This window comes from uncultured Pseudoflavonifractor sp. (genome assembly GCA_904419835.1).
In the GTDB taxonomy this organism is placed as follows: domain Bacteria; phylum Bacillota; class Clostridia; order Oscillospirales; family Oscillospiraceae; genus Pseudoflavonifractor.
In genome coordinates this window covers 47,124-64,725 of record CAJFTA010000004.1, presented here as the reverse complement: position 1 = coordinate 64,725, position 17,602 = coordinate 47,124, and the positions used below count along the sequence as shown (strand labels likewise).

Below are 17,602 nucleotides of genomic sequence, written 5' to 3'. Positions count from 1 at the left end.
CTTATATGCTCCTTTACTCGTAGCGCAGGGCGTCAATGGGGTTGAGCTTGGCGGCCTTGTTGGCGGGCAGATAGCCGAAGAGCACGCCCACCGCCAGGGACACGCCAGCCGAGATAGCAATGGCGGACAGAGACGCCTTGGCGGTGATGCCCACAAGGTTGCCCGCCACCGTGGCCAGCGACACGCCCAGCACAATTCCGATGACGCCGCCCAGCACGGAGGTGGTGCCCGCCTCAATGATAAACTGCCTGCGGATATCCCTGCCCTTGGCGCCCAGGGATTTGCGGATGCCGATCTCCCGGGTTCGCTCGGTAACCGACACCAGCATGATGTTCATAATGCCGATGCCGCCCACCAGCAGGGAGATGGCGGCGATGGCCACCAGGACGGTCATCACCGTGCCCTGGATATTGCCCATCATGTCCATCATCTCGCTCATAGAGATGACGATGTAGTAGTCGTCGCCGCCGTAGAACTGCTCCAGCTTGCTCTCAATCACCGCCTTGGCCCGGGCGTTGGTGTCCTCGCTGGTGGCGGTGAACATGTACTGGCTGATGACGGCGTTGCCGTTGAGCCGGGTGGCGTTGGTATAGGGGATGTAGACCGTATTGTCGTTGCCGTAGGAGGTGTTGTCCGCCTGCTCGGCCAGCACGCCCACCACGGTGTACTCGTTGCCGTTGATGCGCAGTGTCTGTCCCAGGCCGGCGCCGTTAAAGGTCTCCTCGTTGACGTAGGAGCCGATGACGCACACGTTCTGCATCCGAGCGGTGTCAATGTACTGGATAAACCGGCCCTGGCTCAGCTCCAGGCTCTTGACGGCGATGTACTCCTCGCCCACGCCGGTGAGGGTGGCGCTCAGGGTCTCGGAGTCCTGCTTCACGGTGGCCATGGAGCTGACGCTGGGGCTCATGGCGGCGATGCAGTCCGGATTCTCGTCTTTGAGGGCGTACATCTCCTCCTCCGTGATGTTCTGGGAGGAACCCCGCCCCATGATCTGGACCTGGAGCAGGTTGGTGCCCATCTTCTCAAACTCGGAGTTGATCATATCGTTCATGCCGTCGCCCAGGGAGATGATGATGATGACGGCGGCCACGCCGATGATGATGCCCAGCATGGTGAGCAGCGCCCGCATCTTGCTGGTGGCCAGGCTCTTGAGCGCCAGGCGGAAGGACTGGGTGAAATTCATGCCCCCGCCCCCTCTCCGAAGCCGGCGGGCTCCTCCATCCCGCTCTCGGTGGGCTGGACCACGGCCCGGGGGTCGTGGGCGTCCCCGTCGTAGATGATGCGCCCGTCCTGCAGGCGGATGATCCGCTGGGCCCGGACGGCGATGGAGTTGTCGTGGGTGATGAGCACGATGGTGTGCCCCGCCGCGTTGAGCTGCTGGAGGAAGGAGAGCACCTCCCGGCCTGTCCGGGAGTCCAGGGCGCCGGTGGGCTCGTCGGCCAGGATGACCCCCGGGTTGCCCGCCAGAGCCCGGGCGATGGAAACCCGCTGCTGCTGTCCGCCGGAGAGCTGATTGGGCCGGTTTTTGTACTTGCTGCTCAATCCCACCATGTCCAGGGCCTTCATGGCCGCCTCCCGGCGCTCGGAGGCGGACACGCCGCCGTAGAGCAGGGGCAGCTCCACGTTCTCCAGCACGTTAAGGGTGGGGATCAGGTTGTACTGCTGGAAGATAAAGCCCAGCATCTTGTTGCGGATGACGGCCTGCTGGTCGTCGTCCATGGTGGACACGTCCACCCCGGCCAGCTCATAGGTGCCGCTGGTGGGCACGTCCAGACAGCCGATAATGTTCATGGCCGTGGATTTGCCCGAGCCGGACTGGCCCACGATGGCCACAAACTCCCCCTCGTTAATCTCGAAGGACACCCCGTCCAGGGCGTGGACCGCCGTGTCGCCCATCTGGTAGATCTTATAGACGTCGGTAAATTTAATCATGGCTCGGTCACCGTCACAGAGGTAGCCGCCCCGCCGGACTGGGCCATGCTGCCCATCATCTGTTCAATCAGGCTGGTCTGACTCATCTGGTAGACCACCGTGTCCCCCTCCTCCAGACCGGAGAGAATCTCGATGTACTCCTCGTCGTTGCGGCCCAGCTCCACCGGCGTCTCCACCAGGCGGGAGTAGTCCGGGTTGCCGTCCTTGTCGTAGGCGTCGGCGGGCAGCACCTGCACCACGTTGCCCCGGCCCACCATCTCCACCGGCACGGAGAGCACATGCTCGGCGTGCTCCACCAGAATCTCGGCGGACACGTTCATGCCGGGCAGCAGCTCGCCGGGGTCGTCAATCTCCACAGTGACCGGGTAGGTGGTGACGCCGTTCATGGTGGTGCCGTTGATGTTGCGCTTGCTCACGTGGCCGGTAAACTCCTGGCCCTCCAGGGCGTCGGCGGTGATGCGCACCTCCTGGCCCACCTCAATCTGGCCGATGTACAGCTCGTCGATGTTCATGGTAAAGCTGAGGCTGGACATGTCGTAGATGACCGCCAGATAGCCTGTCGCGGCAGCGGCAGCGGAGGTGTCCAGATTGTCCCCCGCCTTGTAGTTCTTCTCAATCACCGTGCCCGAGATGGGGGAGGTGATGGTGTAGTTCTCCAGCTGGTCCCTGGTGCTCTGGAGGCTCAGCTCGGCGGAACGGAGGCTGAGCCGGGCGTTTTCAATCTGGCTGTCCATGTCGGTGGCCTCAAAGGCGCCGATGATCTGGTCCTTGGTCACCCGGTCGCCCTCAGAGACGGTGAGGGACTCCAGCTTGCCGCTGGTTCTGGCGGTGACGGTGGACTGGGCGGCGTATGTAAAGGCGCCGGTGCCCGCGCAGTCCGCCCCGCCCACCGAGGCGGTGCCGGTGTTCTGGTCGGAGAGGGCCCCCGGGTTGGGAACGGTGATGGTGATCTCACGGACCAGGGTGCCCCCTGTGCCCGTCTGGTCCACGGGAGAGATGGAATCCACCGTGCCCTGGAGGGTCTCGGCGGTGCCGTCCACATACACCGTGGCGCCCTGTCCCACATAGAAGGCCGCCGCGTCGGCGGAGTGGAAGGGAATGGTCAGCTTCATGGTGTCCCGGTCGATGATATCGGCAATGGGAGAGCCGGCGGTCACGCTGTCCCCCGCCTCGCAGTACAGCTTCTGGATTACACCGGTGTCGCTGGCCTTCACGTCGGTGTTCTCTGCGGCGTCCTCCCTGCTGTCCAGGGCGTTCTGGTAGCTCAGCCGGGCCTGCTCCACCGCGATTTCCGCCCGCTCGATGGAGTTCTGTACGTCGGAGGCGTCAATCTGATAGAGCACGTCCCCCTGCTCCACCTGGTCGCCCTCCTCAAAGGGGGCGTCCAGGATCTCGCCCTTCACCAGGGCGGTGACCTGGTAGGAGTCGGCGGGCTCCACCGTCCCGGTGCCCGACACCGAGACCGTCAAATCCCGGTACTCCGCCGTACCGGTCTGGTAGAGCATGTTTCCAATCTGCTCCGACGCGCTCATAATAGGCCGGATGAGAAACCAGAACACCAGCGCCGCCAGGACTGCCAGCACAATCAGTACTTTTATCCATCTGCGCTTTTTCTTCGGCTTTGGAATCTTGAACTCCGGCCTTCTGCCGGCAGCCGGTGTCTGGGGCGCCGCTTCCCTAATTTCTGTGCTTTCCATGCTGATTCTCCTTTATTCATGCTGCGTTTCGGGCTGCTTTCGCTCCATGCCCCGCCTGAGTATGTCCAGTGTGCGCAGATAGACCTCTCGCGTCTCCGCCGGGTCCTCAGTCTGAATGCCCCGGAGGACCGCCTGCCCGGTCACACCCATGAGAATACGGAATATGTTCCCCAGGTCATCGGCGCTGCGCAGGTCCAGAAGCCGGGGATCCACCCACTCCACCAGCCGGCCAGGCGCAGGCAGGCAGCCCTCCATCCCCAGCAGAGAGGACAGCTGGGCGCCGCTGTTGTTGCGGACAAGGCCAATAATGTGCTGGTAGCACTTCCGCTTCTCCGGGTCCCGGTATTCCGCTTGTATCCGGTCAAACAGTTCCAGAAAAGCGGCAAAAATATCTCCCTGACACCGCTCCAACAGTTCCTCAATGGCTGCGAAGAGCTGTTTCCCATATTCCCCCATAAGATAGAGGAACAGATCCTCCTTGTCCCGGAAATACATGTAAAAGCTGCCCCGTGGAATATCCGCCGCCTGAATCATTTTGTTGATGGAGGCATTCGCATAGGGCACCCGGGCAAATTCCGCCCGGGCGGCGGCGAGCAGCTTTTCCCGCTTCTCCGCCGGCAGGTTGAAAAATGTTGCGCTTGGCATCTCATCCCTCCGCGTATGACGATCTGTCAGCAATGATAGCTGACAAGTTGTCATATGTCAATTCAGAGCCCATAAAATTTTAAATTTGTTCATATTCCCTCGGCTGGCTTACCTATTATACAGCGCTGAGATTTGCGCGCTTTAAAAACGGATTAAAATTTCCTTCTTTCTCCTCTGCCTATCCTACCATTTCTATTTTTCTTTTTTTGTATTTTCATGTATATTCTTCCTTCTCCATGTCCACAATAGGACGCGAAGGGAGCTACAGCCCCCTCAAATCTTAGGATAGGAGCGTCACAATGAAAAAACCATGGACCGACCGCTTTGGCGACTTCATGGCGGGGAAGGGCTTTTACATAGTCCTGTTCCTCTGCGTCGCCGCAATTGGAATTTCGGGCTATTATCTCTTCTCCACTCTGGGCGGGAAGGATCCCGCCGCCCCGGTGGGCGGTACCGCTCAGGTCACCGTCACCCCCAGTCCCAGCGTCTCCCCCTCTCCCACGGTGGACGCGGTGAAGCCGACCATTCCGGCCACTCCCTCGCCCACACCTACGCCCGCAGCCACCCCCACCCCCAGCGCCAGCACCGCCCCCTCCGCCGCGCCCAAGCCCTCTGAGGTGGTCACCTCCGCCGTGTACACCTGGCCGGTAAAAGGTACGGTGCTGAGCGCCTTCTCCCTTGAGCAGCAGGTCTTCAGTCCCACGATGGGGGACTGGCGAACCCATGAGGGCGTAGACATTGCCGCCGACCTTGGCATCCAGGTCAAGGCCGCCGCAGGCGGTACCGTAACCGCCATTGAGCAGGACTACTTTATGGGCACAACCGTGACCATTGACCACGGCAACGGCATGGTGAGCGTGTATTCCAACCTGGCCGAGCAGCCCACCGTAGAGGCGGGCGACGTGGTCACCACCGGGGACATCATCGGCTCTGTGGGCAGCACCGCCAAGGCCGAGAGTCTCTCGGCCTCTCACCTGCATCTGGAGATGATGAAGGACGGCGTCTATGTGGACCCGCTGGAATATCTGCCGGATGTGAAATAAGCGCAGCATGGGAAGGGCACAGCTTAGACTGCGCCATCCCCATGTTTCACTGTGTCACGCAAAAACCAGGACCGCTTTTGCAGTCCTGGTTTTTTATTACAGCTTCACCCGGAAACGGATGGCCCGGCCATCCAGGCCGGAGACACTGATTTCACCCCTGTGTTTCTCCACAATGGCCTTGGCAATGGACAGCCCGATACCGAAGCCGCTGCCGTAGGTCCTGGCCCTGTCGGCCCGGTAGAAGCGGTCAAACAGGCGGTCCAGCTCCACGCTGTCCACCGCAGCATAGCTGTTGTCCACGGTCAGCACCGCCCGCCGCCCGCCGGACAGCCCCACCCGGATGGCGCCGCCCCTGTCGCAGTACTTCACCGCGTTGTCCATGAGAATGGAGATGAGCTGGCGGACGGCGGCCTCGTCCCCGGTGCAGAACACCTCCGGCGGCACGTCCAGGGTCAGGGCCGCCTCCCGCTCCCGGGCAGCCCCGGCAAAGGCCGCCGCCGTCTCGTTCACCGCTTCGCTCAGGCTGAAGCGCGCCGTCTCCAGGGCGCTCTGGTCCTCGTCCATCCGGCTGAGCGTCACCAGCCGGTTCACCAGCTCGGTCATGGTGCCTGTCTCCTCCCGGATGTCGCTGAGCCACTCGTTGGGGCCGTCCTCCGACTCCATGATGTCCAGATTGGTGCGGATCAGGGTCAGAGGGGTCTTGAGCTCATGGCTGGCGTCGGTGACAAACTGCCGCTGCTTCCGATAGCTCTCCATGGCGGGCTTCACCGCTTGTCTGGAGATTAACATCACCAGCAGCAGCACCACCACGCTGCCCGCCACAAACACCGAGGATGCCGCCATCAGGAAGCGCCGGTTGAGCGCCCTAGTGTCGGCGCCGTTGATGAACACCACCGCGGCGCCCTCCGGCGTGCTGTACACCTTGTAGCGGAAGTCCTCAATCCATCCCCGCTCGGTCCCCTTCTCCAGGGCGGCGGCGGCGTAGGCTTGGGCCTCCTCCCCGCTCACGCTGGCGATGGCCCGAATATCCACTGAGACCGGCGTCCCGTCCCTGTCAAAGCGGACAGTGAAAAAACGGGTGGTAAAGGGGGACTCCTGATTCACCCCGTCCGGCGGCAGGGTCTGCCCCTCCTCCGGGCCGAACTGCTCAAAATCCGGAAAAATGCCGTCGTTCTCCGACACCAGGTCGGCCAGAGTGTCCAGCCGGGCGCTGGTCTGGACCTCGGTGGCCAGGTAGATGGCAGCGAAGAGGATGAGAAACACCGCCGCAAAGGACAGCATGCAGATGCGGATGAACTTTCTTCTCAGCCGGTCAATCATGCTTCCTGCTCCAGGGTGTACCCGGCGTTGCGGACAAAGCGGATGGCGACGGGGGCCTTGAGGGCCGCCAGCTTCTTCCGCAGGTTTGAGATGTGCACCCACACCACGCTCACGTCCACCTCGCTGTCCCAGCCCCAGACATGGGACATGAACTCATCGGTGGTGATGATGAAATTGGGGCGCTGAAGCAGCATCTCCATGATCTGAAACTCCCTGCCGCTGAGGGCCTGGGTCTGCCCGCCCCAGCTGAGCTCATAGGTGGACCGGTTGAGCACCAGCTCTCCCAACCGCAGCAGGTCCGGGACATAGTTGTCCTTCCGCCGCAGCATGGCCCGCACCCGGGCCAGCAGCTCGGAGGTGGAGAAGGGCTTGGACAGGTAGTCGTCCGCCCCGGCGTCCAGCCCCTCCACCCGCTGGTCCACCTCGGTTCTGGCCGTCAGAAACAGGGCCGGTGTGGAGATACCCTGGCCCCGGACGCGGCGCAGCACCGCCACGCCGTCCAGTCCGGGCATCATGATGTCCAGCACCATGCCGTCGTATTCCTCCGTCTCGGCATAGGCCAGGGCGTCCGTCCCGGTGGAGACCGCGTCCACCATGTACTTGTTCTTTTCAAAGATGTGCTTGAGGGATTTCAGCAGCTTCAGATCGTCCTCTGCCACTAGCAGCCGCATACGCTCAACCCGCCTTCCTTGCGTCGTATTTCTCAGCCGCGGGCCGCCGCTCTCCCCTCGTTTCTTTCCCGTGCCTATTATAGTATCCCGCCGCCCCGGTATCAACCTGCGGGGCATTTCGTTTACAAAATGTTTTGATTTTTCCGTCTTTTTTGTCTCCGGCTTTACAGTTTGTTCATCAAAAATTTTAGCGGCCCTTTAGCGCCCGGCCTTATGCTGTACCTGCGGCCGGAAGACAGACCGCCAAATTCCATCTGTTGAAGCAAGAAAGAAGGTTGTTACATGAGACAGTATACCAAACGACTCTCCATTCTCCTGACGGCGCTTCTGTGTATCGGCCTGCTTGCAGGCTGCGGGACAGATACGTCGGATAACACCGTGTCGGACGACAGCACGGACACTCCGGTCAGTACGGACGGCGCCGGCGGTACGGACAGCACTGACGATACCTCCGGCACAGACGGCACGGACAGCGCCGGCGGCGGAACGGACGCCGGCACAGCGGACCTGATTGGCGAGATCACCTATGTCGGCGACTCCTACATCAGAATCAACCTCTATGAACCGGACACGGAGATTGCCGACTACACCGACCTGGGCGCCGCCGTCCTCACCGACACCGGCACCTCCGAGACCGTTACCCTGGACACGGACGCGGTGTTTGAGTACGTCTCCTCCGGTATTCTGTACAGCACCACGGCCGACGGCCTGACGGTGGGCGACATGGTGGCCGTCACCACCACGGAGGACGGCATCCAGGAGATCATCGTCCTGGAGTACAGCCCCGCCGGGAATCCGGACACAGAGACCGACGGCAGTGCCGAAGGCGCCGGGGAGGACGGCTCCGGCTCCTCCGATGCGCCTGCGGAACCCACCGATGCCCCTTCCGATGACAGCGGAGACTCCACCCTGGTCACCTCCGCAGCCTGACTCCCGCTTCCGGGCCGGCAGAACGCGCCGTCGTTCTGCCGGCCTTTTCCGGCTTTTTTCTCCTCCTGCGGCGGTCTTTAGTCCGGCTTTAGCCCGGGGACGTATCATAACCGGGAAGCCTGCCCCCGAGGCGTGATATCCCAGAGAAAGAAAGGTTGAATACCATGGCAGAAGTCATAGACAATGCCCGCAAGGGCGTCCCCGAGGCAATGCGCACCCTCTACGACCAGAACAAGGACGGGATCATGTTCCTGTGCCAGGCGCTGCTCCTGGACGAAAACGCCGCCTGCAACGCCGTGTCCCACGTGTTCAAGGCCATGTGGGATCTGGTCGTCTCCGGGCAGGTCATCTCGGAGCAGGATTTCCGGGATACCGTCACCAGAAAGGCCGTCAACTACTGCAAGGCCCAGATTGCCAGGAAGGATTCCAAGGCCTTCCGGGTCCCTGTCAGCCGGAATTTTATGAACACCCCCTATGAGGCCGGGAGCATGTCCCTCGGCGGACAGACCTGGGAGACCGTGCTGAAAAACCTGCCACCCCTCCACCGCTTCATCTATGTGCTCCACGGGGTGTGCGGGTACGACGACATGGCCATCGCCAAGCTCTTCAACACCTCCACGGAGACCGTCCGGCTGGCCCTCCAGGCCGAGGAGGCCAACATCGCCCGCATTCTCTCCCTGGCCCCCGGCCAAGGGGCGGAACCCATGTCGGCGGAGGCCTTCCATCAGGCCCTGCTGGAGCAGCAGAAGGCCGTCGCCATCCCCCGAACCGTCACCGTCACCGTGCAGATGGGCATCGACAATATCTGTCAGCCCTTCCTGGACAGGCGGAAAAAGCAGCGGACCAGGCGCTCCATCCTGGCCGTCTCCCTGCTGGCGGCAGTGTGCCTGATTGTGGGAATCTCGGTGGCCGTGGGCGGCGGCACGGGCCAGGCCGACCCGTCGGCCAGCCCCTCTGAATCCGCCCAGGTGTCCGAGACGCCGGAGGCCACCGGCAGCGCCGCTGTTGATGAGAGCGGCACGGACAGCGGCGGCGCCGCCGAAGCGGAGACCGTCAGCTATTACGCGGACATTGAAATCCAGGACTACGGCACCATCACCGTGGCCCTGGACGGGGAGGCCGCCCCCGAGACGGTGGCCAACTTTGTGTCCCTGGCGGAGGAGGGCTTCTACGACGGCCTCACCTTCCACCGGATTATTGAGGGCTTTATGATGCAGGGCGGCGATCCCAACGGCGACGGCACCGGCGGCAGCGGCGCCACCATTGTGGGTGAGTTCAGCGACAACGGCTATGAGAACAACCTGTCCCACACCCGGGGCGCCGTGTCCATGGCCCGGTCCAGCGACTACGACAGCGCCAGCTCCCAGTTCTTTATCGTCCAGGAGGACTCCACCTATCTGGACGGCCAGTACGCCGTGTTCGGCTATGTGACCGAGGGCATGGACGTTGTGGACGCCATCTGCGAGTCCGCCCAGCCCACCGACGACAACGGCACCATTCCCGCCGAGGAGCAGCCGGTCATCACCTCCATCACCATCCGCACCCCGGAGGAGACGGGCGGCAGCCAGTAACGGCGTTATGATACAGGCGGCGGGAGAGGGGAAAGCCCTCTCCCGCCGCTTTTTTATTCCAAATGGGACAAAAGTCTGCTATACTGGAGACAGCACAGGGCCCGCCCCCTCTGAAAAAGGAGCTGAGCGCATGATCTACTGCATGTCCGACCTCCACGGCGAGGAGGACCGCTTTCACGCCATGCTGGAAAAAATCCAGTTCTCCGGCCAGGATACGCTGTACATCATCGGGGACGTCATCGACCGCAGCCCCGGCGGCGTGGACCTGCTCCTGGAGATCATGGCCGCGGACAACATCCATATGCTGCTGGGCAACCATGAGCAGATGTGCCTGGACACCCTGGGGCCCAACAGCGTCTACGGCAGCCGGGCCCTCTGGCGGCAGAACGGCGGAAACTGCACCTACCGCCGCCTGCTCTACGTCTGCTCCCCCCGGGAGCGGTGGGAGGTGCTCCGGTTCCTCTCCGGCCTGCCCGACCATCTGGAGCTGACCGTGGGGGACCGGGCCTTCCACCTGGTCCACGGCATGCCGTCGGAGGACCCCTACCGGCGCATCTGGGACCGGCCGGAGCCGGATTCCCCCGCCCCGCTCCCCGGCCGCACTGCCATTGTGGGCCACACGCCCACCTGCTTTCTCACCGGACGGATGGACCAGCCCCTGTCCATCTGGCACGGGGACGGGCTCATCGACATCGACTGCGGCTGCGGTAACGCCAGCGAGCACCGGCGGCTCTCCTGCCTGCGGCTGGACGACATGGCGGAGTTCTATGTCTGAACAGGCCGGGCGGCCGGACTGCGTTTCCGCTGTCCGGCCGCCCGTTGTCTCTTATCTCCGCCGTCCATCCCCTCTGACGGTGCACAGGCGCTCCATGTCGTAGGTACGGATGAACGGGGTCACCTCAAAGCCGGAACGCAGGTGGTGGAGGAGAATCTCTCCGCAGGCCAGGCTGTCGCTGCCGGCGTGGTGGTGGTCCAGTTCCAGGCCCAGGTAATCGCTCACCGTGTTCAGCCTGTGGTTGGGCAGCCGGGGCAGCAGGCGGCGGCTCATCTGGCAGGTGCAGGCGTAGCGCACCGTGGGCCGCCAGCAAATTCCATACCCCCGCAGGCACTTGGCCAGCACCGACATATCAAAGGGGGCGTTGTGGGCCACCAGCAGGCCGCTGTCCATGAGCGGGCCAATCTCCCGCCACAGCTCCGGAAACGTGGGCTTGTCCGCCACCATCTCAGGGGTGATGCCCGTCAGGGCCATGTTGAAGGGGTCAAAGGGCTCCTCCGGGTTCACCAGCGTGCAGTACTCCCCGGTGATTTCCCCCGCCTCCACCACCGCAATGCCGATGGCGCTTATGCGGTCGTTGGCATAGTTGGGGGTCTCCACGTCAAAGGCGATGTATCTGCCGTCCATGTCTCTCACCTCCCGGGCTGTGTCTGCTGCGCGGGCTCCCGCCCTGCGCTCTGATTGTACCACAGCCACTCCCGCCGGGCAAGCCGGGGCCGCAGATTGCCATTTGAAAGTGGGGCGGCTTTGTGGTATTCTGTCAGCAGAGACCGCCACACACAAGGAGCCTTACCATGCGGATTATCATCTCACCGGCCAAGAAAATGATTGTGGACACGGACAGCTTTCCGCCCGAAAGCCTGCCCGCCTTTCTGCCCCGGACGGAGCGGCTGCTCTCCGCCCTCCGGACCATGTCCCCGCCGGCGCTCCAGGCCCTCTGGAAGTGCAGCGGCGCCATCGCCGCCCTCAACGTGGAGCGGCTGGCGGCCATGGACCTGAGGCGGAACCTGACCCCCGCCATCCTGTCCTACGAGGGGATTCAGTACCGCTACATGGCTCCTACTGTCTTTGAGACAGGGCATCTGGACTACATCCGGGCGCACCTGCGGATCCTCTCCGGGTTTTACGGGCTGCTGCGGCCCTTTGACGGCGTCACCCCCTACCGGCTGGAGATGCAGGCCAGGCTCTCCGTGGACGGCTGCCGGGATTTGTACGCCTTCTGGGGCGGAGCGCCGGCGGAGGCCCTGGCGGCGGAGACCGACCTGGTGGTCAATCTGGCCTCCCGGGAGTACAGCCGGACGGTGGAGCCCCACCTGCCCCCCACAGTCCGGTTCCTCACCTGTACCTTCGGCGAGGAGAATGGCGGAAAGGTCCTGGAAAAGGGCACTGCCTGCAAGATGGCCCGGGGCCAGATGGTCCGCTGGATGGCGGAGCATGGCATCGACCGGGCAGAGGACCTGCGGGACTTCGACGGCCTGGGCTACGCCTTCTCCCCTGTCCATTCCACGGAAAACCACTTCGTCTTTTTGAAAGGAGAAACCTGATATGCTGGAAGCCGGAACCAAAGCCCCCGCCTTCACCCTGCCCGACCAGGACGGCAGCCCCGTCTCCCTGTCCGACTTTGCCGGAAAAAAGGTGGTGCTCTACTTCTACCCCAAGGACAGCACCCCGGGCTGCACCAGACAGGCCTGCGCCTTTGCCGCCGCCTACGGCGAGTTTGAGCGGCTGGGCGTGCCCGTCATCGGCGTGAGCAAGGACTCCGCCGCCTCCCACCGGAAATTTGCCGACAAGCACAGCCTGCCCTTTCTCCTGCTCTCCGACCCGGATCTGACCGCCATTCAGGCCTACGGCGTATGGCAGGAGAAAAAGCTCTACGGCAAGGTCTCCATGGGCGTGGTGCGCACCACCTATATCATCGACGAAAACGGCGTCATTGAGAAGGCCATGCCCAAGGTGAAGCCGGACACCAACGCCGCCGAGATCCTGGACTATCTGAAGTCCGGGCAGTAATTTTCCGGGAGGAGGCGCCGGATATGAACCATTCCGAGCACTACACCGCCGACCTGCTGTTCTACTTTGACGGCAGGCCCCTGGAGCTGTCCCTCTATGAGGCCCTCTTCGCCGCCCTGGACGCCGCCTTTCCCCAGGCCTCGGTCAAGGTGCAGAAGAGCCAGATCAGCTTTTACGGGCGGCATCTCTTTGCCGCCGCCTCTCTGCCGGTGCGGCGGAAGAAGAGCTGGCCGGAGCACTGCATCCTGGTCACCTTCGGCCTGTCCCACCGGGTGGCGGACCCCCGCATCGCCGTGGCCGTGGAGCCCTACCCCAACCGCTGGACCCACCACGTGGTGGTGGACGCCCCGGAGCAGATTGACGGCCAGCTGCTGTCCTGGCTGCGGGAGGCCTGGGACTTCGGCGAGCGCAAGTGATCCTTTTTTATGAGGAGGCGGCCCACATGGCGGAATTCCCCTACTGCAAGCTGGAGATTTTTATCCCGGAGACCCATCTGGACGTCCTCCGGCAGGCTCTGACGGAGGTGGACGCGGGGCACATCGGCAGCTACGACTGCTGCCTGTCCTATTCCCCGGTGACCGGCTGCTGGCGGCCCCTGGCGGGCACGTCCCCCTACCTGGGGCGGGAGGGGGAGATCTGCGCCGCACCGGAGCTGAAGGTGGAGGTCACCTGCCGGACCGAGCGGGTGGACGAGACCATTACCGCCGTCAAGCGGGTCCACCCCTACGAGGAACCGGTCATCAACGCCGTCCCCCTCTACCGGGTGGGGCTGTAGCAAGACGCAAAAAGCCGCTGGCTGCGGGAGTGCAGCCAGCGGCTTTTCTCTTTCTCTATTTAAACCGTCTTTGCCCCGGCGCAGCGCCTGTAGAAGCCGGTGAGCAGCACGCTCAGGGCCTCGGGCGCGTCCCTGTTGGCCTCATGGCCGCCCTCGGCGATGAGCCGGAGCTCCGCCCGGGGCAGCAGCCGCCCCAGCTCCTCCGCCGCCCGGCGGTTGGCCCGGTCCCGCTCGCCGCAGAGCACCAGGGCCGGGCAGCCAACCTGCTCCAGCACGGGCCGCAAGTCCAGCTCCGCCATGGAGGCGCACAGCTGAATGGCCGACTGCTTCTCCAGGCCCATTTTACGAAAGTTCTCAGCGGGCATCACCCGGAACAGCAGGTTCTGGAGGGCCAGCAGACCCTTGGGCATGGAGGCCCGGGCGCCGATGAGGGCCAGGCTGTCCACCCGCTCCGGGTGCTCGGCGGCGTACTGGAGGGCCAGCACGCCCCCCAGAGACAGCCCGCACAGGTCCAGGGGGCCCTCCAGGCCGTCACAGTATCGTTCAAGCGCCCCATAGAGGGCGGAGTAGTCCTCTCCCTCCCGCTCCAGGGCATATAAATCCGGGCACAGCGCCCGGCTCCCCTTGTCCAGCCGGTTGATCACCGGATCCCAGTCTCCGGGTTTCTGTCCCAGTCCGTGCAGGAACACAATGGGCACGGGCAGATCCTCCTTTCTTGTTGCAGCCTGAAGCTGCGGCAAACATGAGAATATGTTCTCAGTATAGAGAATCTCCTGTCCCTCCGCAAGGGGCAAAATTCTTAATTTTACCTAAATTTTCTCTTTATCCGGCCATTTTCCCACGTTTAGGAAGAAACAGCGGCTTTCCCGGCGCCGGGCGCTATGTGTCCACTTCATAGCAGTAGAGGACCCCGCTCTCCCCGTCGTAAATTGCCAGAGTGAAGTTGTAAGAGGCCCGGCCAAAGAGCCCGCTGTCGTCCGCCGGGTCCTCCGCCTGGCTGTGGCGGTCCAGGAAACAGTACCAGCCGTCGGTCAGATCCTGGGGCACGTCCTCACACAGGTCCCCGAAGCGTTCCTCGTACACCACCCGGTTCAGATTCTCCGTCAGGGGCAGGGCCTTCCAGCCGTCGGCCTGGGCTATCTCCCCCTCCAGCGCGGTCCGTTCCTCTCCGACGAAAGTAAGGATCAGGGTGGTGTCCCCGTCGCCGTGGAAGCCGCCGTGGGTGTCCTCCTCCTTGACTGTGGTCCCGCCCGCCAGGTCCACCCCCAGGGTCCGGGCAAACTCCCCCTTCAGGCCGGAGGAGGGCCAGGGCGCGCACCCTGCCAGCTGCACAACCATCAGCAGCGCCGAAAAAAAGGCCAGCATTCTTTTCATCCCTCTCCCTCCTCGGGCACGTACTCCAGAATATCCCCCGGCTGACAGTCCAGGGCCCTGCAGATGGCCTCCAGGGTGGTGAACCGCACCGCCTTGGCGTGGTTGTTTTTGAGCACCGACAGGTTGGCCAGGGTCAGGTCCACCCGCTGGGCCAGCTCGCTCAGGCTCATCTTCCGCTTTGCCATCATCACATCCAGATTGACCACAATGGGCATGTCTCTCCCCTCCCTCAGATGGTCAGGTCGTTCTCTTCCTTCAGCTCGGCGGCCTGGCGGAAGAGGGCGGACATGACCATGCACAGCAGAAAGCCCATGAGGAACAGGGGGACAAACAGGGTGTTATAGGTGAAGACCGGGACGGCGGAGCGGTAATATACCACCGCCCAAATGGTTCTGACCAGGGCCGCCAGGGCGATGACCAGACAGCACACCGCCGCCCGCTTCAGGCTGCGGGCGTTGTCCCGGCAGAAGGGATTGCCCTTTCGGATGGTGCCCAGCACCCGCTTGGCCTGCCAGAGGATGATGGCCGTGCACACCCCGCAGAACATGAGAAAGGCGGCGATGGCGGCGGTGTGGGGTGTGCGCCAGATGCGCCAGAGAAACTGCCAGCAGACCATAAAGAAGAGCGTCACCGCTGTAGGGGCACCGGCGGACGCATTGTCCTGGGATACAAAGTCGGCAAAATATCTCAGTCCGTCCTCCGAGGCGATGCCCACCAGGCCGGGCACCAGGGGCAGGACCACCAGATTGCAGACAAAGGCGATGAGCACCAGAATGTTCAGGATTTTGGCCAGCTTTGCGGCGTCTGATTTTTCCATGGGAAATCCCTCCTTGCTGATGGGGCCATTATAGCGCCGCCCATATTGTTTGTCAATCTATTTTTATTGTTTTTCGATAAATCTTTATTGATAAGAGAGGTGGACAGGTATGTACCCGTCCACCTCTTCCGATTTATTTCACTGTGATGCCGCCCAGCACCTGACCGATGGGCGCGGCGATGACCAGGTCGGCGTTCCGGTCGTAGGGCGTGGGGCTCTTGTTGATGAGCACCAGCTTATTGCCCCGGTAATAGTTCACCAGGCTGGCCGCCGGATAGACCGCCAGAGAGGTCCCGCCGATGATGAGCATATCCGCCCTCTGGATGGCCTCCAGGGCAGCGGTGAGGATCTGCTGGTCCAGGGCCTCCTCGTAGAGCACCACGTCGGGCTTGACCCGGCCGCCGCACTTGTCGCACCGGGGCACGCCGGAGGAGGCCATCACCTCCTCCAGGGAGAAGAACTTGCCGCACTTCTCGCAGTGGTTGCGCAGCACCGAGCCGTGGAGCTCCAGTACGTTTTTGCTCCCTGCCTTCTGGTGGAGGCCGTCGATGTTCTGGGTGACCACGGCGGTCAGCTTACCCGCCGCCTCCAGCTCGGCCAGCTTTTTGTGGGCCGCGTTGGGCTGTGCGTCGGGAAAGAGCATCTTGTTCCGGTAGAAGCGGAAGAACTCCTCCGGACGGGCCTCGTAAAAGGTGTGGCTGAGAATGGTTTCGGGCGGGTAGTCGTACTGCTGGTTGTACAGCCCGTCCACGCTGCGGAAATCCGGGATTCCGCTCTCGGTGCTCACCCCGGCGCCGCCGAAAAACACAATCCGGCTGCTCTCTTCAATCCAGCGCTGAAGGCGCGCTCTGTTTTCCTCCATGGCCGTCATCCTCCTTAACTCTCTGTTGTTACCACCAGTGTACCACAGTCCCGGCTCCATTCCAACAGCAGGAAATTCCGCTCCGTGAAATTCTTGACATTTGGGCGTTTTCTCCGTTATACTGGAGCCAAACTGACTGTGCAGCAGCAGGTGATGCTTCTATGACCAATCACTTGAGAAAGCTGGAGCTGAAGGAGCGCATTCAGGCGGCCGCCAGGCGCGTCTTTCTGGCAAAGGGCTTTTCCGAGGCAAAAATAGGCGACATTGCCAGCGAGGCGGGCGTCTCCCCCTCCACCATCTACCTCTATTTTTCCGGGAAAAAGGACCTCTTCGCCTCCCTGGACATCCAGCATATGGCCGACATCCGGCCGGAGTTTGACCGCAAGCGGGAGGAGATCTGCCGCGTCGCCCTGAAAATCTTCGGGCAGGAGGGCTTTGAGCGCACCACCATGGACGCCATCGCCGAGAGGGCGGAGCTGTCCAAGGCCGCCCTGTACCAGTACTGCTCCAGCAAGGAGGACCTGTTCCTCCAGGTGCTCCAGTACTATATCTCCAGCGGCTTCCACGGCCCCGACGGCACCCGGCGGGACAGCGACGACTGGCGGGAGCACCTGCGCACAGTGGCCAAAAGCTGCCTGAACAGCGCCCGTAATCCCGAGCGCAGCGCCTTTCTTGGCACGGTTATCCGGGACTCCAACAAGTTCCCCAGCTTCGGCGCGGCCTACTATCAGTACAGTCACTGCGCCGCCCGCAAGGAGCTGGTCCGGTTTCTCACCCTTCAGCAGCAGCGGGGCCTGATCCGGGCCGACGCGGATGTGCCTGGCATCACGGAGGTATTTCTGGGCAGCCTGATGTCCTATGTGGTGCTCTACCGCATCATCAACGGCGTCACCCGCGACGTGGACGAACAGGACTATATCAACAACACCGTGGACGCCTTTGTCCGGGCCCTGGAGCCCTGAATACAATAGGAAAGCGCGTGTGCCCCCATGCAAGGAGGCACACGCGCACTTGTTTTATTTCTTCTTTTTTCCGCAGCAGGAACAGCAGCCGCCGCACCCGCCGCAGGAGCCGCAGTCGCCCCTGAGCTGACGGCGGACATGGCGGATGAGGTAGACCACCGCCCATACCACCAGTGCGGCCACAGCCAGATAAATGATGTATTTCACAAAAACCT

The 17,602-nt window shown here is 62.8% G+C and carries 22 protein-coding genes; 9 read left to right on the top strand and 13 right to left on the bottom strand.

What is annotated here, in order from left to right; translation table 11 throughout:
- Window positions 1-13: 13 nt before the first annotated feature.
- Genes QZY67_RS01360 through QZY67_RS01345 form a run of 4 tightly spaced genes read right to left on the bottom strand, consistent with a single transcriptional unit; the run spans window position 14 to window position 4,277 of the window.
- On the bottom strand, window positions 14-1,186 hold the full coding sequence (locus QZY67_RS01360) for an ABC transporter permease (protein ID WP_295368189.1): 1,173 nt from the start codon (window positions 1,184-1,186) through the stop codon (window positions 14-16).
- A complete protein-coding gene (locus tag QZY67_RS01355; RefSeq protein ID WP_294532701.1) occupies window positions 1,183-1,935 on the bottom strand; it encodes an ABC transporter ATP-binding protein in 753 nt (250 codons plus the stop codon). The genes QZY67_RS01360 and QZY67_RS01355 overlap by 4 nt, the downstream gene beginning before the upstream one ends.
- Window positions 1,932-3,632: an HlyD family efflux transporter periplasmic adaptor subunit gene (locus tag QZY67_RS01350; RefSeq protein WP_295368188.1), complete on the bottom strand. Its 1,701-nt coding sequence runs from the start codon at window positions 3,630-3,632 to the stop codon at window positions 1,932-1,934. Before QZY67_RS01350 ends, QZY67_RS01355 begins: the two co-directional genes overlap by 4 nt.
- A 12-nt stretch (window positions 3,633-3,644) precedes the next feature.
- The gene (locus tag QZY67_RS01345) at window positions 3,645-4,277 is read right to left on the bottom strand and encodes a TetR family transcriptional regulator (protein ID WP_295368187.1); all 633 of its coding nucleotides are present in this window, start codon (window positions 4,275-4,277) and stop codon (window positions 3,645-3,647) included.
- 299 nt (window positions 4,278-4,576) lie between these two features.
- Between QZY67_RS01345 and QZY67_RS01340 the strand changes: the two genes are divergently transcribed.
- On the top strand, window positions 4,577-5,320 hold the full coding sequence (locus QZY67_RS01340; RefSeq protein ID WP_295368186.1) for a M23 family metallopeptidase: 744 nt from the start codon (window positions 4,577-4,579) through the stop codon (window positions 5,318-5,320).
- Between the two features lie 96 nt (window positions 5,321-5,416).
- On the opposite strand, the gene QZY67_RS01335 is transcribed toward QZY67_RS01340, so the two are convergent.
- Entirely contained in the window at window positions 5,417-6,640 is a 1,224-nt protein-coding gene (locus tag QZY67_RS01335) for a HAMP domain-containing sensor histidine kinase (RefSeq protein ID WP_295368185.1), read from the bottom strand.
- On the bottom strand, window positions 6,637-7,311 hold the full coding sequence (locus QZY67_RS01330; protein WP_295368184.1) for a response regulator transcription factor: 675 nt from the start codon (window positions 7,309-7,311) through the stop codon (window positions 6,637-6,639). The genes QZY67_RS01335 and QZY67_RS01330 overlap by 4 nt, the downstream gene beginning before the upstream one ends.
- Window positions 7,312-7,593: 282 nt before the next feature.
- On the opposite strand from QZY67_RS01330, the gene QZY67_RS01325 reads away from it, so the two are divergent.
- The 3 genes from QZY67_RS01325 (at window position 7,594) to QZY67_RS01315 (ending at window position 10,587) form a co-directional block, all read left to right on the top strand.
- Entirely contained in the window at window positions 7,594-8,241 is a 648-nt protein-coding gene (locus tag QZY67_RS01325) for a hypothetical protein (RefSeq protein ID WP_295368183.1), read from the top strand.
- A gap of 788 nt (window positions 8,242-9,029) precedes the next feature.
- Window positions 9,030-9,812, top strand: coding sequence for a peptidylprolyl isomerase (locus tag QZY67_RS01320; RefSeq protein WP_295368208.1), 783 nt, complete (start codon window positions 9,030-9,032; stop codon window positions 9,810-9,812).
- 130 nt (window positions 9,813-9,942) lie between these two features.
- Window positions 9,943-10,587, top strand: coding sequence for a metallophosphoesterase (locus tag QZY67_RS01315; RefSeq protein ID WP_294534327.1), 645 nt, complete (start codon window positions 9,943-9,945; stop codon window positions 10,585-10,587).
- 51 nt (window positions 10,588-10,638) lie between these two features.
- Here QZY67_RS01315 and QZY67_RS01310 read toward each other — a convergent pair whose 3' ends face one another.
- Window positions 10,639-11,214 (bottom strand): 3'-5' exonuclease, encoded by a 576-nt coding sequence (locus QZY67_RS01310; RefSeq protein ID WP_366448920.1) that lies wholly within the window; start codon window positions 11,212-11,214, stop codon window positions 10,639-10,641.
- 167 nt (window positions 11,215-11,381) lie between these two features.
- On the opposite strand from QZY67_RS01310, the gene yaaA reads away from it, so the two are divergent.
- Genes yaaA through cutA form a run of 4 tightly spaced genes read left to right on the top strand, consistent with a single transcriptional unit; the run spans window position 11,382 to window position 13,372 of the window.
- Complete coding sequence (yaaA, locus tag QZY67_RS01305; protein ID WP_295368182.1) at window positions 11,382-12,131, top strand: peroxide stress protein YaaA; 750 nt, start codon at window positions 11,382-11,384, stop codon at window positions 12,129-12,131.
- Window position 12,132: 1 nt separating this feature from the next.
- Window positions 12,133-12,597 carry a thioredoxin-dependent thiol peroxidase gene (bcp, locus tag QZY67_RS01300; protein ID WP_295368181.1) on the top strand — a complete coding sequence of 155 codons (465 nt, stop codon included), beginning with the start codon at window positions 12,133-12,135 and terminating at the stop codon, window positions 12,595-12,597.
- Window positions 12,598-12,620: 23 nt separating this feature from the next.
- Window positions 12,621-13,013 carry a DUF5655 domain-containing protein gene (locus QZY67_RS01295; RefSeq protein ID WP_295368180.1) on the top strand — a complete coding sequence of 131 codons (393 nt, stop codon included), beginning with the start codon at window positions 12,621-12,623 and terminating at the stop codon, window positions 13,011-13,013.
- Between the two features lie 26 nt (window positions 13,014-13,039).
- Entirely contained in the window at window positions 13,040-13,372 is a 333-nt protein-coding gene (gene cutA, locus QZY67_RS01290; protein WP_294534337.1) for a divalent cation tolerance protein CutA, read from the top strand.
- A 59-nt stretch (window positions 13,373-13,431) separates the two neighbouring features.
- Here cutA and QZY67_RS01285 read toward each other — a convergent pair whose 3' ends face one another.
- The 5 genes from QZY67_RS01285 to QZY67_RS01265 all read right to left on the bottom strand — a co-directional run bounded on the left by QZY67_RS01285 (window position 13,432) and on the right by QZY67_RS01265 (window position 16,425).
- Entirely contained in the window at window positions 13,432-14,070 is a 639-nt protein-coding gene (locus tag QZY67_RS01285) for an alpha/beta fold hydrolase (protein ID WP_295368179.1), read from the bottom strand.
- 181 nt (window positions 14,071-14,251) lie between these two features.
- On the bottom strand, window positions 14,252-14,746 hold the full coding sequence (locus QZY67_RS01280) for a hypothetical protein (RefSeq protein WP_295368178.1): 495 nt from the start codon (window positions 14,744-14,746) through the stop codon (window positions 14,252-14,254).
- Complete coding sequence (locus tag QZY67_RS01275) at window positions 14,743-14,961, bottom strand: helix-turn-helix transcriptional regulator (RefSeq protein WP_294534343.1); 219 nt, start codon at window positions 14,959-14,961, stop codon at window positions 14,743-14,745. Before QZY67_RS01275 ends, QZY67_RS01280 begins: the two co-directional genes overlap by 4 nt.
- A 14-nt stretch (window positions 14,962-14,975) precedes the next feature.
- Complete coding sequence (locus QZY67_RS01270; protein ID WP_295368177.1) at window positions 14,976-15,563, bottom strand: DUF2975 domain-containing protein; 588 nt, start codon at window positions 15,561-15,563, stop codon at window positions 14,976-14,978.
- 133 nt (window positions 15,564-15,696) lie between these two features.
- Window positions 15,697-16,425, bottom strand: a complete 729-nt coding sequence (locus QZY67_RS01265; protein ID WP_295368176.1) for an NAD-dependent protein deacylase — start codon at window positions 16,423-16,425, stop codon at window positions 15,697-15,699.
- A 161-nt stretch (window positions 16,426-16,586) separates the two neighbouring features.
- Here QZY67_RS01265 and QZY67_RS01260 point away from each other — a divergent pair, with 161 nt between their 5' ends.
- Window positions 16,587-17,387 carry a TetR/AcrR family transcriptional regulator gene (locus QZY67_RS01260; protein WP_295368175.1) on the top strand — a complete coding sequence of 267 codons (801 nt, stop codon included), beginning with the start codon at window positions 16,587-16,589 and terminating at the stop codon, window positions 17,385-17,387.
- Between the two features lie 54 nt (window positions 17,388-17,441).
- Here the strand turns inward: QZY67_RS01260 and QZY67_RS01255 are convergent, their stop codons facing one another.
- Window positions 17,442-17,594, bottom strand: coding sequence for a hypothetical protein (locus QZY67_RS01255; protein ID WP_294534351.1), 153 nt, complete (start codon window positions 17,592-17,594; stop codon window positions 17,442-17,444).
- Between the last annotated feature and the right edge of the window lie 8 nt (window positions 17,595-17,602).